Here is a 17,997-nt window from a genome sequence, read left to right as displayed (position 1 = left end):
GCCGCTGCTCGCGCTACGCCCTCGTCGGGGTCGGCGCGGACGCCGACGGGGCAAAGCGTTCGCGTGTCCGCTCCGTTGACCGCGGGCTGCCCTCGGGCGCGGAGGCGTACAGGCCGGCGAAGAACGCCAAGTGGTCGCCGATGCCCCGGGCCCGGGACAGCGGGTGCGCAAGGTCCGGCCACACCTGACGTGCCAGTGCGGCGTAGGTCTTGCCCGCGAACACCGTCACCTCGGCCGCCCTGAGCGCCAGGTGGTGGGCCTGGCGCTCCATGACGGAGCCCGACACCGTGCCGCGCTGCCCGGCGCGCAGGTCGTAGCGCAGGATGTGGTCCTCGAGACGGAGAATCCCGAACTTCGCCGACAGGATCACCAGGCGGTCGCCGGGGCCGAGCTGGCTCAGCGCGGCTCGGCGGGCCGCGCGGTGGTAGCTCCCCACGTACATCTCACCGGCCGGAGCGATCGGGGCGGAGGACTTGGCGCTGGAACAGGGCACCACGTAGACGCGGGGGAGCGGCTCGCTCACGATCCTGCCCCTGCCGGCGCCGGTGATACGGAACCGCGCAGCCCGGCTCAGCATGCCCGCCGGCTGGGAGCGGGACGCCAGCGGGCTGGCCAGGCCGAGAGCGGCCAGGGCCCGCAGCTCGCTGTCGCCGAGCGACGCCGGCAGATGCCCCTCAGGGTGGACCGCGGCCGTGTGCAGCCCCGCCCGCTGCAGCGGGGTGAGTTCGCCGCCGGTCCGGCGGCCGGGCTGCCCCGTCATGCCAGCCCGCCGTCGTACGACAGGGTGATGGGCAGCTGCAGACCGTGGTGCTGTGCGAGAGCGTCGACGGCCCTCTGCCGGTCCTCGTAGCCGCGTCCGATCTCGTGGCCGGCGGCGTCGGTGACGATCAGGTCGGAGGTCGGTGACGGGCCGTGAGAGGCCAGGCGTACGTATCCGCCGGCCGCCGGATGGCCCTCGAACGTCACGGAGCGCCGGAAGTCCTCGATCGGACCGACGCGGCGGAGCCGGGCCGTCGTGCCGGGCCGGGCGGGCACGGGGCTGTCCGCCGAGCACCCGGCCGGGTGCGGAGCGTGCGGATCGACTGCGGGGGACGTGGTCCTTCGACGGGACAGGGGGTGCCTCCAGTTCGGGTTCGGCTCACCACGTCGGCTGGCTGCGGGAGCTCGGGCTTCAGGTGCGGGACGAGGGGAGATCGTCGGGGTTGATCACCCGGGTGAAGTCCCGGACGGTGACCTCGACGACCGGGAACACGAAGCGCTCGTCCGTCGGCAGCTCGGCCAGGAATTCACGGACGGCGTCGGCATCCGGCAGGACGAGGGTGACGGGGTCCAGGCCCACGACCTCGTAGTGCCGGGCGCAGGCCTGCGTGTCCCGCGGCGGCGCACCCGCGGGGACGGTGGCTCCGGAGGGAATCTCCCCGTGCTCCAGGGCGCGCCGGGTGACCTCGCGGACGTGCTCGGTCAGCGTGATGCGCGAGACCCAGGGCCGTGCCGACTCGAGCGCGTACTCCTCGCAGACGCGTGCCGCGGTGCTGAGCCGGTGGGTGGTGTACTCGTGTGCGTCCCCGGTGCCGCTCGCGCGGTAGACCGAGAGGGACCAGGTCGTCGAGATGTCGCCGACCGGCGTGCTCCAGCTCCGGGCGGCGGGACGGGGGGTGAGGAGGCCGGCCGTCACCGGGCGCCTACCAGGGCGGGCGGGGCCGGATCCAAGGAGGCCGCCGCGGCGTGATCGCGCACGGAGGTGTGCGACGGCGTGGGGGTGCACCAGGAGCAGACCGTTGCGGTGGGACCGGTGCTGGCCTGCTCGGGAAGGCGGATCAGCCGGGTGCACAGGCGGCAGCTGGCCCACCCCAGAGCATTCCAGCCGGACTCGGTGATCGTGTAGCGGCCGGTCGCGCTCGTCTTGGCGGCGTAGCCGCGCTCGATCAGGGAGTCGAGGACCTGCATGGTGCGGGCGACGGACTCGATCTCCCAGCCGCAGCCGGGCGTCCATGTACCGCTGTTGAGACGCGCGAGCGAGCCGAGGGCCGTGCGCTGGAGGCGGCCGAGCGGGCGAGCCAACAGACCTCCTGAACTTGACCGACTGACTGACCCGCCCCACTTTACGCGTAAAACTTGACGTCATCAATCCCAATGGTAAAGTTATACGCGTCAATCGGGGTTGTTCCAGGACTGGACCTGGCCGCCCGGCCTGTGGCCTCTGTCCACAGGCCGCGGGGCGGACAGTCGTACCGCCCGCCCCGCCGTGTCCCGAGAAGAGAGAGCCACCCCACGATGACCAGCAGCAACCGCCGGATTGCGATCGCCACGTCCACCACGGCCATGGCCCTCGCGCTCGCGGCGTGCGGCTTCGGCGGCACGGCGCCGCTTGAGCACGGCACCGTCAAGAAGAAGTCCTCCACGGCGGCGTACAGCACGCCGATCTACCGGGACGTCTACCGCAAGACCAACTGCCGCACCGTCACCACGAACGCGCTCACCCTCACGGGCATCAGCCGTCCCTCGACGGTTGGTGGCTCTCGCGGCCGGTCGACCACGGGCGGAGGCGGCATCACGAAGGTGAAGCCGGTGCAGCCCGGCAAGAACAAGCCCAACAAGCTGGGCAAGGACAACAACCCCGGCGGCAGCAAGGGCTCGCGCGGAAGCCGCAGGATCTGCGACCGCGAGTTCGTCCGCCGCGACTTCGTCCGCACGGACTATCACCTGGCCGTCTGGAAGGTCAAGATCACCGACGGCGACCGCTCCGCCTGGAAGCGCGTCTCCGAGGCGAAGTGGCGCAAGATCAAGGTCGGCGACAGGATCTGACAGCCCGGCTCCCGGCTCCCCGGTGCGGTACGGGCCGGTCGGCCTCTGTCCACAGGCGGTTCCGCAGATCGTGATGGTGTCCTGGCCGGTGCCAGGACACCGACGGGGCCGGTCCTCCTCCCCGGCGGTCCATCGTCCCGAAAGGCACCCGGGCCCCATGCAGTTGACCGAGGCGGTCCTCGCGTTCACCGCCACCCTGATGACGCTGTTCTGCGCTGTGCGCGCCTTCAAGGCGTTCGCCGTCCACGACATACCGGCGGCGTGCGTGGCCGCGGGCGGCGGTCTGCTGGTCTCGCCGGTCGCGCTACGCCCCGCCCTGTTTGTCGAGTTGACGGACCGGCTCCAGGAGAAGTTGTGGGACGAGGTCGCCTCCACTGCATCCCGGCCGGCGCGCGGGACTCCCCGCCCGGGCGCCGACGGCGAGACCATCACCCTGCCGTGGGCCACAATCGGGCACGCTCTGTGCATCCTCGTCGGCGCGGCCGTGCTTCTGCTGGCCTGGACGGCCCTCACCGCGCAAGCCCGCCGCCGCCGTGCACGCCAGCTCCGCCGCAAAGCCCTGGAACGGCGGCACGACACGGTCCTGGACGCCTACGGCGACTTCCAGGTGAACCTGCTCGACAACCTCGGCCGGCTCGCTCTCGCCGACGTCGCCGTCCCGCACACCGCCCGCCTGGTCGACGCCCTGGACGCGGCACGCGACGCCCGTATCCCCACCGGCCCCGAATCACTCGAGGCCTACCGCAAGGCGGTGACCGCGCTCGAGACGGCCTGGACGGCAGCCGACCATTACGCGCGTGTCCAGGGTGCCGACTACCTGCCCCACGACGACCGCCGCCGCATCAAGCAGGCCCAGGCCGCGCTGTCCGTCGCCGCGGACGAACACGGCTACCTGCCCCAGCGCCAGCTCGCCCTGCGCCGAGCACTGCAGCTGGTCGAGACCGTCCTGCCCGTGCCCCGGACAGCAGTCGCCTCCCTGGAGGCCACCACCCGCCTCTCGCTGGACAAGGCATGAACAACATCACCAGCCGGCCCTGTCAGACACGCCTGGTAAGAACTCCGAGACGCCCCGACGCGTCCGCCCCCACCCCCGACGGCAGACCCGCACCGACCAGCGCCACCGCCCCCGCACGGCCAGGAGCGCCGCAGAGCCCACCGGCGCACAGCACCGCCAAGGAGGTCACCACCGTGCCAGCACCGCAACAGCCGGCTCGACCGACCCGCACCAGCGATGTGGCCCGGGCCCAGCGCTCCGTCGCCAACCTGTCCATGACGGAGCCGGACTGGAACCAGGTCCAGCAGGCTCTGAGCGGATTCTCCTGGCGCAGCGTCCTCCTTCGGGCGGCCCTGCGTACGGCGACCGCCGGCGCCGAGCTCCACGCGGCTGTTCAGGGCCGGGGATGCACGGCGCGGGACCGCTGCGCCGCCCACTACCGGCAGTACTTCCGCACGGAGAGTCGTCTGCTGCACCTGCTCAAGGCCGCCGCACTCCTCGGCCGCCCGCGCGGCGTGCACGGGGAACACCGCACGCGCCGCCAACTCCTCCAGCAGGCAGGCGCCATTGAGGCCGCCCTGGACGCGCAGGGCTTCTACAAAGAGACCACCGACGAGGAAGCGGCCCGCGGATGCGTCCGCATCGGCCTTGGCCTCGTTCACCACCTCGCCAGCGGCGCCTCGCTGCCCGCCGCCTGCTCAGCCGGTCACGACTGGTGAAGTTCCCCCTCCCCGGCCCTGTCCAGCCCTCATGCCCCACTGACCGACGAGAGGTCTCGATGAGCTCCATCCGCTTCCAGGACCTGCACGGCTCCGCCATCCTTCCCGGCCACGAACGCCCCTATCTGTTCGGCCTGGTGCACGAGCAGGCCCGGCGAGTCCTGACCGAACCAGCAGGAGCCGAGATACGCGCACACACCCTGTACGACCTTCTCCCTGACAACCATGAGCTGCGTGACGCGCCGCTTGGCCGCGGGGTGAGCCCGACCCGCTGGCTCGCGGCGTACGCCCGCGCCCTCCAGGACATCTTCGACGACCCGATCGTCAACTACCGCGGCCACACCCTGCGCCCCCTCACCCTCGCCCTGAACACGGCGATGGAGACCGGCCCGGACCCGATACGGCTCGCGGCCCGTCTGATGGGACAGTGCGAGATCAACTGCTGGGTGGACGGCCCCCACCGCAGCTGGCTGGCCGACGTGGTCGGCAACGGCCTGGACGCCGGCGACTTCCAGGAAGCGTGTGGCTGGGAGGATCTGCAGCGCTTCCTGCGCGACCGGGACGACCACCCCGTCGTCGTCTCCTACAGCGAGGACTTCCCGAACTACTGGACCGTCCCGCTCACAGCACCCGACGGCGAACTCCTCGACCCCGACGACGCCGAGCCGGCCTGGGAGGCGATGAGCCCGGCCGAACAATGGGAGCACGCCCTTCGGGCCTTGCACGGCCGTACGACGGAGGGCCTTGAGATCACACCGGACTGGGCCGACTACCGGTTCGGCCCCACCGTGTCTCTCGGCGACCTGCTGGCCCAGGACCGCGTGCGCCGCCTGGACCAGGCCTTCCAGCTCACGAAGTGAACCACCCGCCGAGCCTGCAGCCTTCGGCAGGGGCCGGCCCTGGACAGGCCTGCGAAAGAGGAAACAGGCAACATCCGCCAAGGCCTGCCCTCCGCGCCCGGCAGCAGGCACGCTTTCGACCATGGCCACCACACCAGACGACCTCAGCACCCTCTACTTCTACGGACACGTCCAGAGCGTCATCACCTCCTACGGCAATGGCCACTGCGACGCCCCGCGGGGCTCAGCGATCCGCATCGACGCCACAGTCCTCCGCAACCCGCCCGCGGACCCCGCGGTCCGCGACCAGATGCTGCACTCCACGGGGCTGGACCCGGCGGTCCGCAGCTACGTCATGGCCACCCCCGGAGCAGCCGACTTAGTCAGGCCCCACGCGGAACGGGTGCGCGCTTTGCTTCACCACGAGCAGCTCCTGCACCGGCGGACCGGAGGCCAACGGCATCGCGTCGACGTCCACGTGGCCTGCGGTGGCGGCCGCCATCGCTCGGTGGCAATAGCGGAGGAGCTTGCCGTCCACCTCCGGTCCGTCGGCATCGGGTGCGAGGTCGAGCACCTTCACATCAACCGGCCGATTCTGCAGCAGTGACACGGCGGGGCGGCGCCTCTACGCGTCGGCCGACCAACGAGCGCGAACCGGCCCGGCCGTTTCCCGCGGTTCATCGGCCGCGCGCCAAACGAGAGGGCCCGACCAGTGGTGAAGCTGGTCGGGCCTCGTCATAGGGGTACGCCGAGTTCTCCGGCTACTTGATGCTCCTGGCCGGAACGAGCGCCTGCTGCAGTTTCTGCGCGAGTTGCTGGGCGAGAATCGCCGCCTCGCCCAGCAACTCGTCCGTCTTCTTGTTCTCGTCGCTCTCGGGGCGGCGGGAGGTCTCCCGGTAGGCCGCCGCTGATTGCAGCAGCGCCGTCGCCGTGTGGCCAGCCATCTTCTGGATGAACTCCACCGACTCCGTCACCTGACGCGGGTCCTCGTACGCCGCCTTCCCGTCGGTGACCTCCTTCTGGAGATCGCGCATGCCCTCGAAGGCGTAGCGGGCGCGGTAGGTCGGCACGGCTGGGGCCACGGCAGATGGTCCTTTCCTCGGATGAGCACCAGTGTCGGGCCTGCCCGCGGCAGCGCGGAGCGAATCCGGCCATGCAAAAACGCCGAAGGGGGCTGTTCTCCCAGATGCTCGGGAGAACAGCCCCCTTCGGGCTCCGGCTACGGCCGGTGCCGGCCGTACCACCGGCTGAACAGCGTCAGCAGGCGAAGGACCGATATGTGGAGCACGATGGCTGCGATCGTGCCGATCAGTCCGAGGCCCTGGTAGAGGAAGTACGCGTACAGCGCCAGGGGAACCAGGACCAAGGCCAGGGCACCGAGGACCGCCAGCGGCATCAGGACAACCAGCTGGAACAGCGACCAGAGGACGATCCATACGTCGCGGATCCGGCTGCTCTCTGCCTCCGTGTCCGGGAGGTCGTCATCGGACATGAGCCACGACCTCCTGACGCAGTGCCCCGCCAGCCTTCGCGGGCCGGCCGGCGCCTGATGCCCCGTTGCGGCGTCGTGCACCACGTTCGGGCAAGTCCCTGCAGCAGGCCGAGGCCCCTCCGGTGAGCACCTGCTTCTCCTTCCTGTCGGTAGTGCCTGGCCGCCCGCACGCGCGGGCAGCCAGGCAGTTCACGGGAGTTCCTTGATCGCGCGCTCTACGGCGTCGCGCTTGTAGACGGTGATCTTCCGCTGGGGATCGGACACGTCGCCGACCCGTTCGGTCGTGAGGGCGATGCCGTGCTCCTTGAGCCGGCGTGCGATCTCCTTGCCCTGCTCCCGGCGACGGGCGGTGTCATCCATGTGGTCCCAGCGAGACCATGCCTTCTCGTCCTCCTCGCGCAGCCGGGCCACCACTTCGTCCACCGGGACGTAGCCGAGGAAGGCGGAGTCGGATGCCTCCATCGCGTACTGGATCGAGGCCAGGATCGACGGGAGGGGCCGCTCGTCGGGGTCGGAGTTGCACAGGGCGAGCAGCGCGTCGAGGTCGAGCCCCGCCTCGGCGCAGTCGGCCGCGATGCTGGGCAGTCCGGCGGCCGCCCGCTCCTCGCCGAGCTGCGCGGCCTGGTCGACGGTGACCTCGCGGAACTTGTAGCGCACCGGACGGTCCGGCATCCCCGGCAGGCCCTTGGCGTAGATGACGCCGGCGTCGCGCAGGTCGGTCGGGGAGACCGCGGGGGTGAGCCGGTCGGCCCGGTATCCCTCGGCCAGAGCGCCGGCGCCCAGCAGCGCGGTGACGTCGTCGCCGCGGCAGGAGCCGAGCAGGCGCGCCGCCACCTTCGGGCCGATCGGCGCGCCGAGGTAGTCGGCGGTTCCGAACTGGCTACCACCGAAGACCCACACGGCCTCCTTGCGGCCGACCAGGAGGAGCTCGATCAGGAGTTCCTTGGCCTCGTCGGAGAGCTTGGGCCACTCGTCGACGAACAGGCACACGGCCGGGTGCTCGCGGCTGGGCTTCCAGGTGTTGCCCATCCGGTACTTGTGCCGCATCCGGGCGCGGGCCTTGGCGAGGTTCAGGAAGAACCGGAGCACGGCGATGATCTGCTCGTCGCTGTGGGCGCTCGCGGTGATCGCACCGCCGAGGTCGGCGATGCCCGATCCGTAGGGGTCGATATTGAAGGTCACCGCGTCGTAGCAGGCGGTGGTGACCTCCCCGAGTGACAGCATCACCCCGGACTTGCCGGCCCCGGAGTCGGCGACCATGAGCAGCATCAGCCCCGCCAACGAGAACGCGAGCGGGGAGGTGTCCATCACCAGGCCGAAGTCGGCGGCGTCGTTGATGGACCGCGACAGCGGCGGACGGTAGGGGAGTTCCCCCATGGTCGCGAACGGGTTGCGCTGCACCAGTCGGACGGTGCACGTGTCGCCCGGGTCTTCCCACGGCTCGACCTGGACACCGCTGCCACGCGGCAGCCGGAGCCGGGTGATCAGGCCCTTGTGGGTGCCGTTGGCGCTGATGTCGTCCGGGGAGCCGGACTTGACGCGCACGGTCAGCTGCCAGCCCCACGGGAACCGCTCGCCGTCGCCGACCCATCCGACGTCGACGCTCTCCGCCCGCAGCGCGCGCCACAGGCAGTCGGCTGCCTCCTGGGGCGTGGTGGCCTGAGCGATCGGGTACGGAGCCGCACCGGCCGGCGGCGCGATCCCCTCAGGGGGCCGCCCGCCAAAAACAGCAAGATCCGCAGGCGCATCCCCGCCGCCCGCCGACGCCGTCTCACTGCCGGCCGCTGCCGCGGCTGCCTCCGCACGGACCAAGCCGCCCTCCGCGACAGCCGGCACCGCGGCGCTGCCCGGGGCGGCCGGCGGCTCGCCACCGGAATCCCCGTCGTCCGGTGACGCGGGGTCCCACCCCCGTGCGACCAGAAGCTCGCTCTCCTCGCCTGCGGCTTCCTCTTCGTCCGCCTCGACCTCGGCTGCGGCCTCCAAGGCCTCCGTGACCTCGTCAGTCGGCTCGAAAGACAGCGCGGGGGTCCTCGACGTCCACGTCCAGGGCCAGCGCCCCATCGCCCACACCCAGGCCGTGCCCGCCAGCGTGACGAACACTGCGACACCCGCAGCTGCCGCCGGCTCCTGCCACGCCAGCACGCCCGCAATGCCTGCGGTGACAGCGAGGCTGGTACGGCGAGACCGGGCGTGTTCACGGCGGCCGGAGGCAACGCGGTGCGGCGAGGGAACGTTGGGGACGAACTCCTCGTTCTCGAGGTCCTCCAGCGTCTTGTAGAGCCTGTCCACGTTCCTCCAGGTCTGCGCCTGGCTTGCCTGCTGCGCCTGGTGCGCCTGCTGCTCGGCGGCACGGGCCGCCTTCAGCTGCTCGGTGACAGCCTCCTTGCGGTTCTTGATCCGCTCGTTGAACTGGGTGTGCTGCTTGTTGAGAAGGAGCGCCATGAGCCGCTCGTCGCTGAGATCCTCCGCGTTCCACCAACGGCCGATCTGGTGATGGGCGACGTGCGTGAAGCCGTCGCGCCATGCCTGCAGGGCGCCGGCCGTCTCCTCTTCGAAGTCCTCGGTGGCGTCCTCGTCTGCGCCGTCCTCGACAACCGTGTCAGCCGGCTCCGCGGGCCCGTCCGGGGTGGTTTCGGGAGCAGTCTCGGGCGGGCCGGCGTCGCCGCCGGAATCGGGGTGCTTGGTGAGATCAACAGCCACGGTGCGGCCTTTCGCAGAGCGGGAAGCGGGGGAGGCGAAGTGATGCGTCCGATCACGTTTTCGCAGGTCACAGATATGGCGGGGGATCCGCCGGTGATCCGCCGGGGATGATCGGCCGGGCCCTGGAAGACGGGTCACGGCCGATCAGAGGCGGATCACCGGCGGATCGGATCCGGATCACCGCAGGGGCTATCCGGCGAGGCCTCCCAGGACCTGGCCGACGCTGCTTCCGGTGGTGGAGATGGCGCCCGAGAGCGTGCCGAAGATGCCGCCGGCAGCGCCGAGGCAGACGCCGACCAGGGCCCCGAGGAAGAACCAGTTCTTGCCGTCCTTCTTGTCGGAGGCCCAGGCCGCGGCGTTCCACGCGACGATCACAGCGCCGGCGAGGAAGGACCCGACGCTGCTCTTCTCGCCCCCGCTGGCCTTCGGAGCCACGGGCGCGCCGCCACCGGGAACACCGCCGCCCGTTCCGGAGAGGATGCCGCCGCCGGTGCTGGCCGCCCAGCCGGCGGTCGCGCCGATGGTGCCGAGGATTCCACCCCCGAGACCAAGGAGAATTCCGGCGCAAATGCCCCAAAGGAACGAGCCGCGGCCGGACGTCTTGCCGCCCTTCCACAGACGGATCACATAGACCAGGATCAGGAGGCCGACCAGGGTTGCTCCGGCACCGAATCCGGCGGCCCCGGCCCCTGCAGCAAGGGTGTTCACGCGATATGTCCATTCATCAGGTAGAGGGCGTACGCGCCGACAGGCCCGTACATGACGGAGCCGCAGACCATCGCCGACGTGGCGACGCGCAGCGTGAATCCCGGCTTGCGCCGGGCCTTGAGATGGGCTGCGAAGCGCACCACCACCAAGCTCGTGGGGACGACGGCAGCGGCCGCCGCCCAGCCCAGTGACCAGCCCGAATCCGCCTGCAGCGACTGCGGGATCGACGCATACGTGCTGGCCAGGGAGTAGCCGCCGAGCGCCGGCCCGATACCCGGCAACATGGGCGGAATCGGGCAGAGCGCGACCCCCAGGGGGATGCCGTAGCGGCGGATCCGCATCCGGCGCAGCCGCTTGCCGTTCTCGACCGGGTCGTCGCTGGGCTCGTAGGGCCGCTCGAAGCGTCCGCGCAGGTCCCGCAGTTCGGCCACGACGGGCGCGAAGGCCTCCCGCATCTGCTGGGTGATCTGCCCGCGACCGTCGGCCTGGTCGTCTTCCTTCACGACCGGATCGGGATTCACCGGCAGCTCGACGTCCGCTTCACGCCGGTGTTCACGCGCCGGCTCCGTCTCCAAGGGTGCCGCTTCATGGTCCTGACCTGCGTCTTCGTCCTCGTCGGGAGGAGCGAGAGACGCAGGGGCGGGCCACGGGTTGCTCGGGTCCCTGCGCTGCGTCCACCAGTCGTCGCCACGCCCTTCACGCCTCGGACGACGCGACTCGGCGCTCGCGGCTGCCAGATCAGGCTGTGCGGGGATCGTCGGTGCCTGTGTGGGGAGAGGCGGCGCCCACTCGGGGATGCCGTTGTCGACCGGCACTTCGGGGGGCAGCGGGACGTGGAACGGGTCGGATGTCTCGTCAGCGGTGGTCACGTTTCCTCCCTCCTCGGAGGCTCCGGTGATCCGCTCACCCGCCAGGGCGAGCCGGATCAGCAGGCGGATGAATTCCTCGTTGTCATCGGTGTTTTCGCAGCTCAGGGCGCTTTTCGGATCGCTGTCAGCCAGGGACTCGGCGACGGGGCGGCGCGCAGAGGGCAGGTAGGTGACGGTGTGGGGGGTGTCTTCACCGGACCGGTCAGTCATCGCCGGCCTCCTGCGCTGCCGGAGTTCCGTCGTCGGCGGCCGCGGCCTCGCGGGCTTCGTCGAGTGCCTTGCTCAGCCAGCCCTCGGACTTGCCGAGGTCTTGTGCGAAGGCCTTCTGCGTCAGGGCCGGGTTCGCCTCCTTGGCGGCGAACCACTTGGCTGCGGCTTTGGCCCGCTCCGCCTTGAACTTGTTGGGTCCGCCGACGGCAGCGTGAACCGAGCGGGGCTTCTTCTCCCTCGCCGGGTGAGCGCGACGGCTGCGGCGTGAATTCACGGCACTGCCGTTCACACCCTTCTCACCGTGGTTCACGGTGTCCTCTTCACGCTCATCGGGGTGCTCGTTCACGCTCGCGTCCGGAACCGGATTCACGGTCCCGGACGGCCCGTTCACGCCCCCCGGTTCACGCCCGGTCGAGCCGTTCACGCGGAGCGCCACCGGCCGGTTCACGCTCCAGCTGACGGGATTCACGGCTCTGTCTTCACGCGTGAATTCACGGGGCTTCACGATCGGCGTGAACCGGTTCACGGATGCCGTGGCCAGCGGATTCACGCCGTTCACGCCGTTCACGCTGGCCCCGTTCACGGTGGGCGTGAACGCCAGCAGGCGTGAACCGGCAGCCTCGGCAGGACCGTTCACGGACGACCGTGAACCGCTCTTCCATGAACCGTTCACGGGGTCGGCCGCAAGAGCGTGAACCAGCGGATTCACGCCCGGGTTCACGATTGCCGGTTCACGCTCGACCGAGCCGTTCACGGTTTCCGGTGCCGGCCCCGGCTTGTCCTCGCCGCCGGCGTTCACGCCCGGCGCGGCGCCGGAATTCACGGGCGCCGAGGGAACGTTCATGCCCGCGCCGGCAGGAAGATCCAGCAGAGTTTCCGCGTCCGTGGAGGTGATCGCGAGCGCCTCAGCGACATGGGACTCCAGCGCGGTCCCCGCGGGCGCCTCCGGCCCGGCCGGCGCCGCGTGTTCACGTCCGGCGCTGAGCGGCACACCGTAGCGGACGAGCCGCAACGGCAGCTTCGCCTCGACCGGAGCCTTGCGCCGCCACGCCCAGCCGAACCGGGTACGCAGCCGTGCCTTGTAGACCAGCCGCTCCTGCTCGAGCTTGATGACTTGGTCGTACGAGCGCAGCTCCCACAACTTCATCCGCCGCCACAGCTTGAACGTGGGGACAGGCGACAGCAGCCACCGGATCAGGCGGACCGGTTCCATGTGACGGCCGGCGGTGATGCTCGCCAGCTGCCCGACCGTGTTCCGGGCGGCCTCGACCGCCACGACGAACAGAAGCGGAATCACGCCGTGCATGCTCACGCCCAGCGGATCGGGCCAGGCCACCGCTCCGTTGAACGCGATCGTCGCGCCCGTCAGCAGCCAGGCCGTGTGCCGGAGCAGCGGGAACGGCATCCGCAGCCAGGTCACCAGCAGATCCAGCGCAAGCAGAACGACGATGCCCGCGTCGACGCCGATCGGGAAGACATGGGCGAACGTCCCGAATCCCTTGCGGACGGCCAGGTCCCGCACGGCGGCGTACGAGCCGGCGAAGCCGATGCCCGCGATCACGACCACGCCGCTGACGACGACGCCGACGATGATGCGCTGCGGTCTGTTCAGTGACGGCCGTCCGGCCCCGGGAGCAGAGGACGACGAGTCTGTCGTCTCGGGAGGGCTAGGGGTGGTGGTCACTGGATCTCCTGTACGGGGCGGCTCCGGGGCCGGAGGCGCGGGGCCGAGCTGAGCTGCGCTCGGCCCCGCGCGGGGCGTCGTGTTGTGGTTCACCGAGTCGCACGATCTGCTGTGCTGGCCTCGGTGGGGGCAGGGCACTGATCGGCGGCCGGTGCGGAGGGGGTCTGCCTCTGGTGGGGCGTGGTCTTCCTGGGCTGCTGGTGGCTCATCGCGCACTCCCAGCAGTGAGGGCGGTGATGTGGACGGTGGAGGTGCCGCAGTGCCCGAGGGCCTCCACGTAGCCGCCGGCCGCGTGCGCCCCGGTGGCGTTGATGCCCTGGAGGAGCGCCTCCAGGAGCGGGTCGGGCAGGACGCGGCCGAGGTGGACGTCCACCTCGGCGCGGAGGGGAGCGGCATCACTGATCAGGTCGAAGACGTGGGCGACGAGGTCCTCGTCGCCCAGCTCGGCGGAGGGCGGGTTCTCGGCGGGGGTCGACACGCTGAGCAGCAGAGCCAGGGCCTGGCGCAACTCCATGATGGCCAGGACGAGTTCGTCCGGGCTCATGTGCTTCAGGTCGAGCGCGAGGTTGTACTGGAGCGTGTCCCGGCCGGCGACGGCCGCCTGGACGCGACGCTGGGCCGGGCTCAGGTTCCCGAGCCGGTCGCGGGCCATCGCGAGGTAGTCGACGAGGCTCGTGGGGACGGGCTGTGCGGGCTGATCGGCCATCACCGCACCGGTCCGATGGCGGAGATGGCGCTCGTCAGCTTGTCGAGGTAGGCGCCGGCGGCCTCGGAGGCGCTGGCGCGGGCCTGCGCGTCGACGCAGGCCGCGATGGTCGCGGAGTACGTGGTGGTGGAGCGGTCGGCCCGCGGCGCTACGCGCGAAGGCCGCTCATTACTGTGGGACACAGTTCGGACTCCTCGGCATGTGAGGTGTTCGGATCAGGCCCCAGGGGGAGTGGCGACTCCGCCCTCGGGCCGGGGCGGCCCTGGCCGGAGACAACTCCTGGTCAGGGCCGCTGTGTTGGCCAGACGGCCAAGGCCACGGCACACAGCTGGAGCCGTGCGCCGGGCCTTGGTTGCCTGGACTTCTCTCAATCGCACCCGGGCCGACGGCTGTTCAGCTGGCGTGATGCCGCCGAGCCGCGCCCGGGCGCGCAGTCCTCTGTCCGCTGTGGAGTTCTCAATGAACCGCGCCTGGTGGCGTTTTCTGGCGTTTTGATGCCATTCGCGCCGCCGTATCGCCTGCGGACGCGGGCGATACGGAGAGGCGAACGATGGATCTCAACTTCACTAGCCTCACTAGCTTCACAAGTGAAGTCGGGTGTGACCGTAAACCGGAACCTGTCGTGCCGTCAACCAGGCTTGTAATCAGGCGGGTTGAATCGGCATCGCGCGAAGGAGCCGCAGGTCAGTGAAGAGCCGTGTCAGGCCGCGTGTCGCGATTGCGACATGCTCACTTGCCTCACTAGATAAGTTGGCTACCCTGACGCCATGACAAGCCGACCCAGAGCGCAGAGGCGTTGGAGCGCCCAGCAGATCGCCGAAGACCTACGGCGCCGCATCCAAGAGGGCGAGTTCAATGAGAGTGGTCAGCTGCCGCCGACCCGCGAGCTGGTCGAGACGTACAGCACGTCCGGCGAGACCATGCGCCAGGCCGTCCTGAAGCTCAAGAGCTGGGGACTGGTGACCTCACAGCAGGGCAAAGGGGTCTATGTCCGCGTAATAGACCCCATTGAGTGGCACGTTCATTCGTTCGAGCGCGGAGAGCGCCGCGATGACCCTGCGCGCGGGGTCGACGACTGGAAGGCATCCATCGAGGAGCTCGGCCGTGTGCCGAGCCAGGACACCCCGAAGGTCACGGTCGAGCGGGCCCCGGACGACGTCGCCCAGTGGCTCGGGCTCAAGCCGGGCGACTTCGCCGTTGCACGCCGCCGGCTGCGTCGCGTCGACGGCGTTCCCTTCCAACTGGCCGACTCCTGGTTCCCCATGAACGTGGCGATGGACACCCCCCTCATGAAAGAGGAGGACGTCACCATGGCCGGCGGCATTCTCGCGAACATCGGACACCCTCAGGTGCGCCGGCGTCACATCCTGCGCTCCTGGCTGCCCACCGACGAGGAGACCGAGCGGCTGGAGCTCGACCCGGACGCCACCAACCCGATCACCCGGCACGTCGTCGTGGGCTACGGCGCCGACGGCAAACCCGTTCGCTGCATGGTCACGATCGCCCCCGGCGATCGCAACGTGCTGATCTACGACTTCGAGGAATGAGCGCCGTGCACCACAGGATCCGACCCGCCACCCAGGACGACGCCACGGCGCTGATGAAGCTGCGGCTGGAAGCCGAGGAGTGGCTCGAGGCCGAGGGGATCGACCAGTGGCGCAGCCCTGGCTTCCGCGACCGAGCGCTCGAGAAGTGGAAGACCGACATCTCGGCCGGACGGACCTACGTCGTCGAGGACGGGGACAAGGACGTCGTCGGAACGGTGACCTTGGCCCGACCGGACACGGACTTCTGGACCCCAGCGGACGACCTCGACTCCGCGGTGTACGTGGCCAAGCTCATCAGCGCACGCCATGCGGGAAGGAGCCGGCTCGGCGGGCGCATCATCGACTGGGCCGGCTCCATAGCCCGGCGGCAGGGCCGTCCCTGGGTGCGGCTGGACTGTGATCGCGCGAACACCCGCCTGCAGGACTACTACCTCCGCGAGGGCTTCACCCACGTACGCACAGAGAGCCCGGCGCACCGGCTGTCGGGATGGATGGCGCAGCGCCCTGCCGAGATCGTGAGGCACCCGGACCTGCCGATCACCGAAGGTTCAGCGGACTGAGCGTGCGCGTGACGCCCTCAACTGCCCAGCGCATCTGTTTCATTGACGCGCGGGATCAAGCCCACTGTGGACATCGGGCGGCGGCCGCCGGGCGGGGCGTCACATGAACCGAGAGACCGTCGGGACCGGTGAGCTGAGCCCCGGTCCGCGTCGGCTTCCGAGGCAGGCCTGAGTGGCCTGCTGCTCGGCGTGTGCAGGCGGCCCCCAAGATCGATGCGACAACGTGATCGGCTCGAATTGGCCGTTCGCCGGCAACATGAAGCCTGGGCATTGCGGACATACGCGACCTTCTGGCTTCGTGTCCGCGAGTGGACCGCACGGCCGTGAGGCTGTGGCGGCCCGGCATGAATCTCCGCGCTGAGGGGCGAGACCGCCACAGGCCGGCGCCTGAGAACGCGGAGCCACTTGGGTATACGGCGGCGAGCGAGCCCGGCGTCCGTGCACGGCAGCTCGGGTGCCGGCAGACAGATCTTCACTGAGAAGTCGATGCGCAGGACCCGGGCGGCGCGGATCCCTGCGTTCGAACTCGGCGGTGACGCCGGCGGCTGCGCAGGCCGCAGCCTGTGGACCGCCAGGGCTACGGTCGCGCCACAGCATGGGCCATCCGGACTGGGCGGCGCTCCGCGGGACCTCCGTCGACGCAAAGGCCCTGGGTGTGGGGAGGCCCCCACCACGGCGTGGTGAGGGCCGAACTACTCGGACGGATCTGGGGCCGGCTCTGCAGGGGGAGTCGACTCACTGAGTCTCGGCTTCTCCCCGGCCGCTGCGCATAGCCGTAGGTACTCATCCCACGGCAGCAGCATCGCCCGCGCCTCTCCGCCTCGCGTATCCACGCGGGTCGCGGAGCCTGCATGCCGGGCAGCGCCCAGCCGGTCACTGAGCTTGGCGCGTAGCGCGCTCGCGGTCATTCGCTCGTCGGCCATGCGCGAAGCGTACATCTGAGCCGTCATGACCAGTAACGCTAGACGTACATCACGTACAACTAGACATGATGTACGTGATCCTCTAAGGTCTTACCTGTCGGGCAGTTGATCGAACGCCTGCAACTTGCGGCGCTACGTCGGGAGTTGGCGGCATCGGTCGACGGCGCGAGTGCATGTGATCTCGAAAACCGAACCTGGGGCACGCCGAAAACCCGTAAGCCCGGACCCCGCGCCACAGCGAGGAGTGGGTGACGTCAGCCCAGAGCTGTCGGAGGCGAAGAACGGCGCCCAGAAAAGCCCACCCATCGGGACGCAACACCGGTTAGTGGGCGAAAACGACAAAGCCCCGCCTGGTGCGCAACCACCAAGGCGGGGCGCCGGGGACCCCTGACAACACCAGGAGATCGGCTATGCCGAAGATTACCCGCGATTGGGTGCGCCGCATCCAGCGATCAGAGGACGCCCGCGCCGGCGCGCAGGCTGCCAAGGAGACGGCGGACCGCACCCGCCTGCAGCGCACAGGCGGTGACCACTGATGGCCTGGACCAGCGAGCAGCAGCAGGGACAGAAGGCCCTCAACCAGCGCCTCAGCAACGCCCGCCAGGCCCCCGTACAGGGCAAGCCCGTTCCCGAGAAGGCAAAGCGCAACGGCCAGATGGACGGCTGACCGGCCGGTCCGTAGTCGCCTCGGTGCCGGCACCGGCACTGACACCGCACCACGCGGAAGCGCACCGACACCGGCACCGGAGCGGCCACGGCCGACCGGCCGGCCCGCCACCGGCGGGCAGTCCCATCACGGAACGGAACAAATCCACGTGAACAAGCGTCTTGCCGCCGCCCTCGCGGCAGCCACCGCCACGGCGGCCCTCGTCACGGTCGGTACCGCGACGAGCGCCTCCGCCAACACCAGCACCTATGCCGATGAGTACTTCGGCACCCCCAAGTCCGGGACGGGCGGCCTGATCCTCCGCACCGTCAACGGCGCCCCCACCAACAGCGGCATCAGCGAGGGAACGCGCTTCAAGTTCCTCGGCCGGTGCGTACGTACGGGCGGTGTCGACCTGATCAAGGTTCACCAGACCGAGCCCGGCGGTTGGGGCCCCTCCTACACCGGCTACGTCCGGCGCGCCTTCGCGAACGTCCCGCCGAACATGCCGTGCTGACCGGCTGACAGACCGGCGCGCAGAGCCCGACGAAGACGGTGCGGTCACAGACGAGACATCGCTGCCGACCGCTGATCC

At 70.2% G+C, this 17,997-nt stretch carries 22 protein-coding genes; 10 read left to right on the top strand and 12 right to left on the bottom strand.

What is annotated here, in order from left to right; genetic code table 11:
• Positions 1 to 13: 13 nt before the first annotated feature.
• From ACWD5D_RS12260 to ACWD5D_RS12245, 4 genes are all read right to left on the bottom strand, one after another.
• Positions 14 to 760 (bottom strand): DUF6884 domain-containing protein, encoded by a 747-nt coding sequence (locus tag ACWD5D_RS12260; RefSeq protein WP_450704975.1) that lies wholly within the window; start codon positions 758 to 760, stop codon positions 14 to 16.
• Entirely contained in the window at positions 757 to 1,035 is a 279-nt protein-coding gene (locus ACWD5D_RS12255; protein ID WP_451372618.1) for a hypothetical protein, read from the bottom strand. Before ACWD5D_RS12255 ends, ACWD5D_RS12260 begins: the two co-directional genes overlap by 4 nt.
• Before the next feature lie 136 nt (positions 1,036 to 1,171).
• Positions 1,172 to 1,675, bottom strand: coding sequence for a hypothetical protein (locus ACWD5D_RS12250; protein ID WP_450704973.1), 504 nt, complete (start codon positions 1,673 to 1,675; stop codon positions 1,172 to 1,174).
• Entirely contained in the window at positions 1,672 to 2,061 is a 390-nt protein-coding gene (locus ACWD5D_RS12245) for a hypothetical protein (protein ID WP_450704972.1), read from the bottom strand. Before ACWD5D_RS12245 ends, ACWD5D_RS12250 begins: the two co-directional genes overlap by 4 nt.
• A gap of 213 nt (positions 2,062 to 2,274) precedes the next feature.
• Between ACWD5D_RS12245 and ACWD5D_RS12240 the strand changes: the two genes are divergently transcribed.
• The 5 genes from ACWD5D_RS12240 to ACWD5D_RS12220 all read left to right on the top strand — a co-directional run bounded on the left by ACWD5D_RS12240 (position 2,275) and on the right by ACWD5D_RS12220 (position 5,964).
• Positions 2,275 to 2,805: a hypothetical protein gene (locus tag ACWD5D_RS12240; protein WP_451372617.1), complete on the top strand. Its 531-nt coding sequence runs from the start codon at positions 2,275 to 2,277 to the stop codon at positions 2,803 to 2,805.
• A 157-nt stretch (positions 2,806 to 2,962) separates the two neighbouring features.
• A complete protein-coding gene (locus ACWD5D_RS12235; protein ID WP_451372616.1) occupies positions 2,963 to 3,820 on the top strand; it encodes a hypothetical protein in 858 nt (285 codons plus the stop codon).
• A 173-nt stretch (positions 3,821 to 3,993) separates the two neighbouring features.
• Positions 3,994 to 4,518, top strand: coding sequence for a hypothetical protein (locus ACWD5D_RS12230; protein ID WP_451372615.1), 525 nt, complete (start codon positions 3,994 to 3,996; stop codon positions 4,516 to 4,518).
• Positions 4,519 to 4,577: 59 nt separating this feature from the next.
• Complete coding sequence (locus tag ACWD5D_RS12225; protein ID WP_451372614.1) at positions 4,578 to 5,378, top strand: hypothetical protein; 801 nt, start codon at positions 4,578 to 4,580, stop codon at positions 5,376 to 5,378.
• Positions 5,379 to 5,499: 121 nt separating this feature from the next.
• Entirely contained in the window at positions 5,500 to 5,964 is a 465-nt protein-coding gene (locus tag ACWD5D_RS12220) for a RapZ C-terminal domain-containing protein (protein WP_450704967.1), read from the top strand.
• A 154-nt stretch (positions 5,965 to 6,118) separates the two neighbouring features.
• On the opposite strand, the gene ACWD5D_RS12215 is transcribed toward ACWD5D_RS12220, so the two are convergent.
• The 8 genes from ACWD5D_RS12215 to ACWD5D_RS12180 form a co-directional block, all read right to left on the bottom strand.
• On the bottom strand, positions 6,119 to 6,439 hold the full coding sequence (locus ACWD5D_RS12215; RefSeq protein WP_351230899.1) for a hypothetical protein: 321 nt from the start codon (positions 6,437 to 6,439) through the stop codon (positions 6,119 to 6,121).
• 137 nt (positions 6,440 to 6,576) lie between these two features.
• Positions 6,577 to 6,849, bottom strand: a complete 273-nt coding sequence (locus tag ACWD5D_RS12210) for a hypothetical protein (RefSeq protein ID WP_450704966.1) — start codon at positions 6,847 to 6,849, stop codon at positions 6,577 to 6,579.
• Positions 6,850 to 7,038: 189 nt separating this feature from the next.
• A complete protein-coding gene (locus tag ACWD5D_RS12205) occupies positions 7,039 to 9,549 on the bottom strand; it encodes a hypothetical protein (RefSeq protein ID WP_451372613.1) in 2,511 nt (836 codons plus the stop codon).
• Between the two features lie 189 nt (positions 9,550 to 9,738).
• The gene (locus ACWD5D_RS12200) at positions 9,739 to 10,257 is read right to left on the bottom strand and encodes a hypothetical protein (protein WP_351232651.1); all 519 of its coding nucleotides are present in this window, start codon (positions 10,255 to 10,257) and stop codon (positions 9,739 to 9,741) included.
• Positions 10,254 to 11,336: a hypothetical protein gene (locus tag ACWD5D_RS12195; protein ID WP_450704964.1), complete on the bottom strand. Its 1,083-nt coding sequence runs from the start codon at positions 11,334 to 11,336 to the stop codon at positions 10,254 to 10,256. Before ACWD5D_RS12195 ends, ACWD5D_RS12200 begins: the two co-directional genes overlap by 4 nt.
• Entirely contained in the window at positions 11,329 to 12,948 is a 1,620-nt protein-coding gene (locus ACWD5D_RS12190; RefSeq protein ID WP_451372634.1) for a DUF2637 domain-containing protein, read from the bottom strand. Before ACWD5D_RS12190 ends, ACWD5D_RS12195 begins: the two co-directional genes overlap by 8 nt.
• Before the next feature lie 277 nt (positions 12,949 to 13,225).
• A complete protein-coding gene (locus ACWD5D_RS12185; protein ID WP_450704963.1) occupies positions 13,226 to 13,726 on the bottom strand; it encodes a hypothetical protein in 501 nt (166 codons plus the stop codon).
• Complete coding sequence (locus ACWD5D_RS12180; protein ID WP_450704962.1) at positions 13,726 to 13,908, bottom strand: hypothetical protein; 183 nt, start codon at positions 13,906 to 13,908, stop codon at positions 13,726 to 13,728. Before ACWD5D_RS12180 ends, ACWD5D_RS12185 begins: the two co-directional genes overlap by 1 nt.
• Before the next feature lie 585 nt (positions 13,909 to 14,493).
• On the opposite strand from ACWD5D_RS12180, the gene ACWD5D_RS12175 reads away from it, so the two are divergent.
• From ACWD5D_RS12175 to ACWD5D_RS12155, 5 genes are all read left to right on the top strand, one after another.
• Positions 14,494 to 15,273, top strand: a complete 780-nt coding sequence (locus tag ACWD5D_RS12175; RefSeq protein WP_351232658.1) for a GntR family transcriptional regulator — start codon at positions 14,494 to 14,496, stop codon at positions 15,271 to 15,273.
• Between the two features lie 5 nt (positions 15,274 to 15,278).
• The gene (locus ACWD5D_RS12170) at positions 15,279 to 15,833 is read left to right on the top strand and encodes a GNAT family N-acetyltransferase (protein WP_450704961.1); all 555 of its coding nucleotides are present in this window, start codon (positions 15,279 to 15,281) and stop codon (positions 15,831 to 15,833) included.
• Between the two features lie 1,333 nt (positions 15,834 to 17,166).
• Positions 17,167 to 17,292 carry a hypothetical protein gene (locus ACWD5D_RS12165; protein WP_450704960.1) on the top strand — a complete coding sequence of 42 codons (126 nt, stop codon included), beginning with the start codon at positions 17,167 to 17,169 and terminating at the stop codon, positions 17,290 to 17,292.
• The gene (locus ACWD5D_RS12160) at positions 17,292 to 17,423 is read left to right on the top strand and encodes a hypothetical protein (RefSeq protein WP_450704959.1); all 132 of its coding nucleotides are present in this window, start codon (positions 17,292 to 17,294) and stop codon (positions 17,421 to 17,423) included. The genes ACWD5D_RS12165 and ACWD5D_RS12160 overlap by 1 nt, the downstream gene beginning before the upstream one ends.
• A 148-nt stretch (positions 17,424 to 17,571) precedes the next feature.
• Positions 17,572 to 17,919 carry a hypothetical protein gene (locus ACWD5D_RS12155; protein ID WP_450704958.1) on the top strand — a complete coding sequence of 116 codons (348 nt, stop codon included), beginning with the start codon at positions 17,572 to 17,574 and terminating at the stop codon, positions 17,917 to 17,919.
• The last annotated feature ends 78 nt before the right edge of the window (positions 17,920 to 17,997 follow it).

Source organism: Streptomyces sp. NPDC002520 (genome assembly GCF_053595235.1).
The sequence above is the reverse complement of the archived record's forward strand: the minus strand, read 5'-3'. Positions and strand labels throughout refer to the sequence as shown.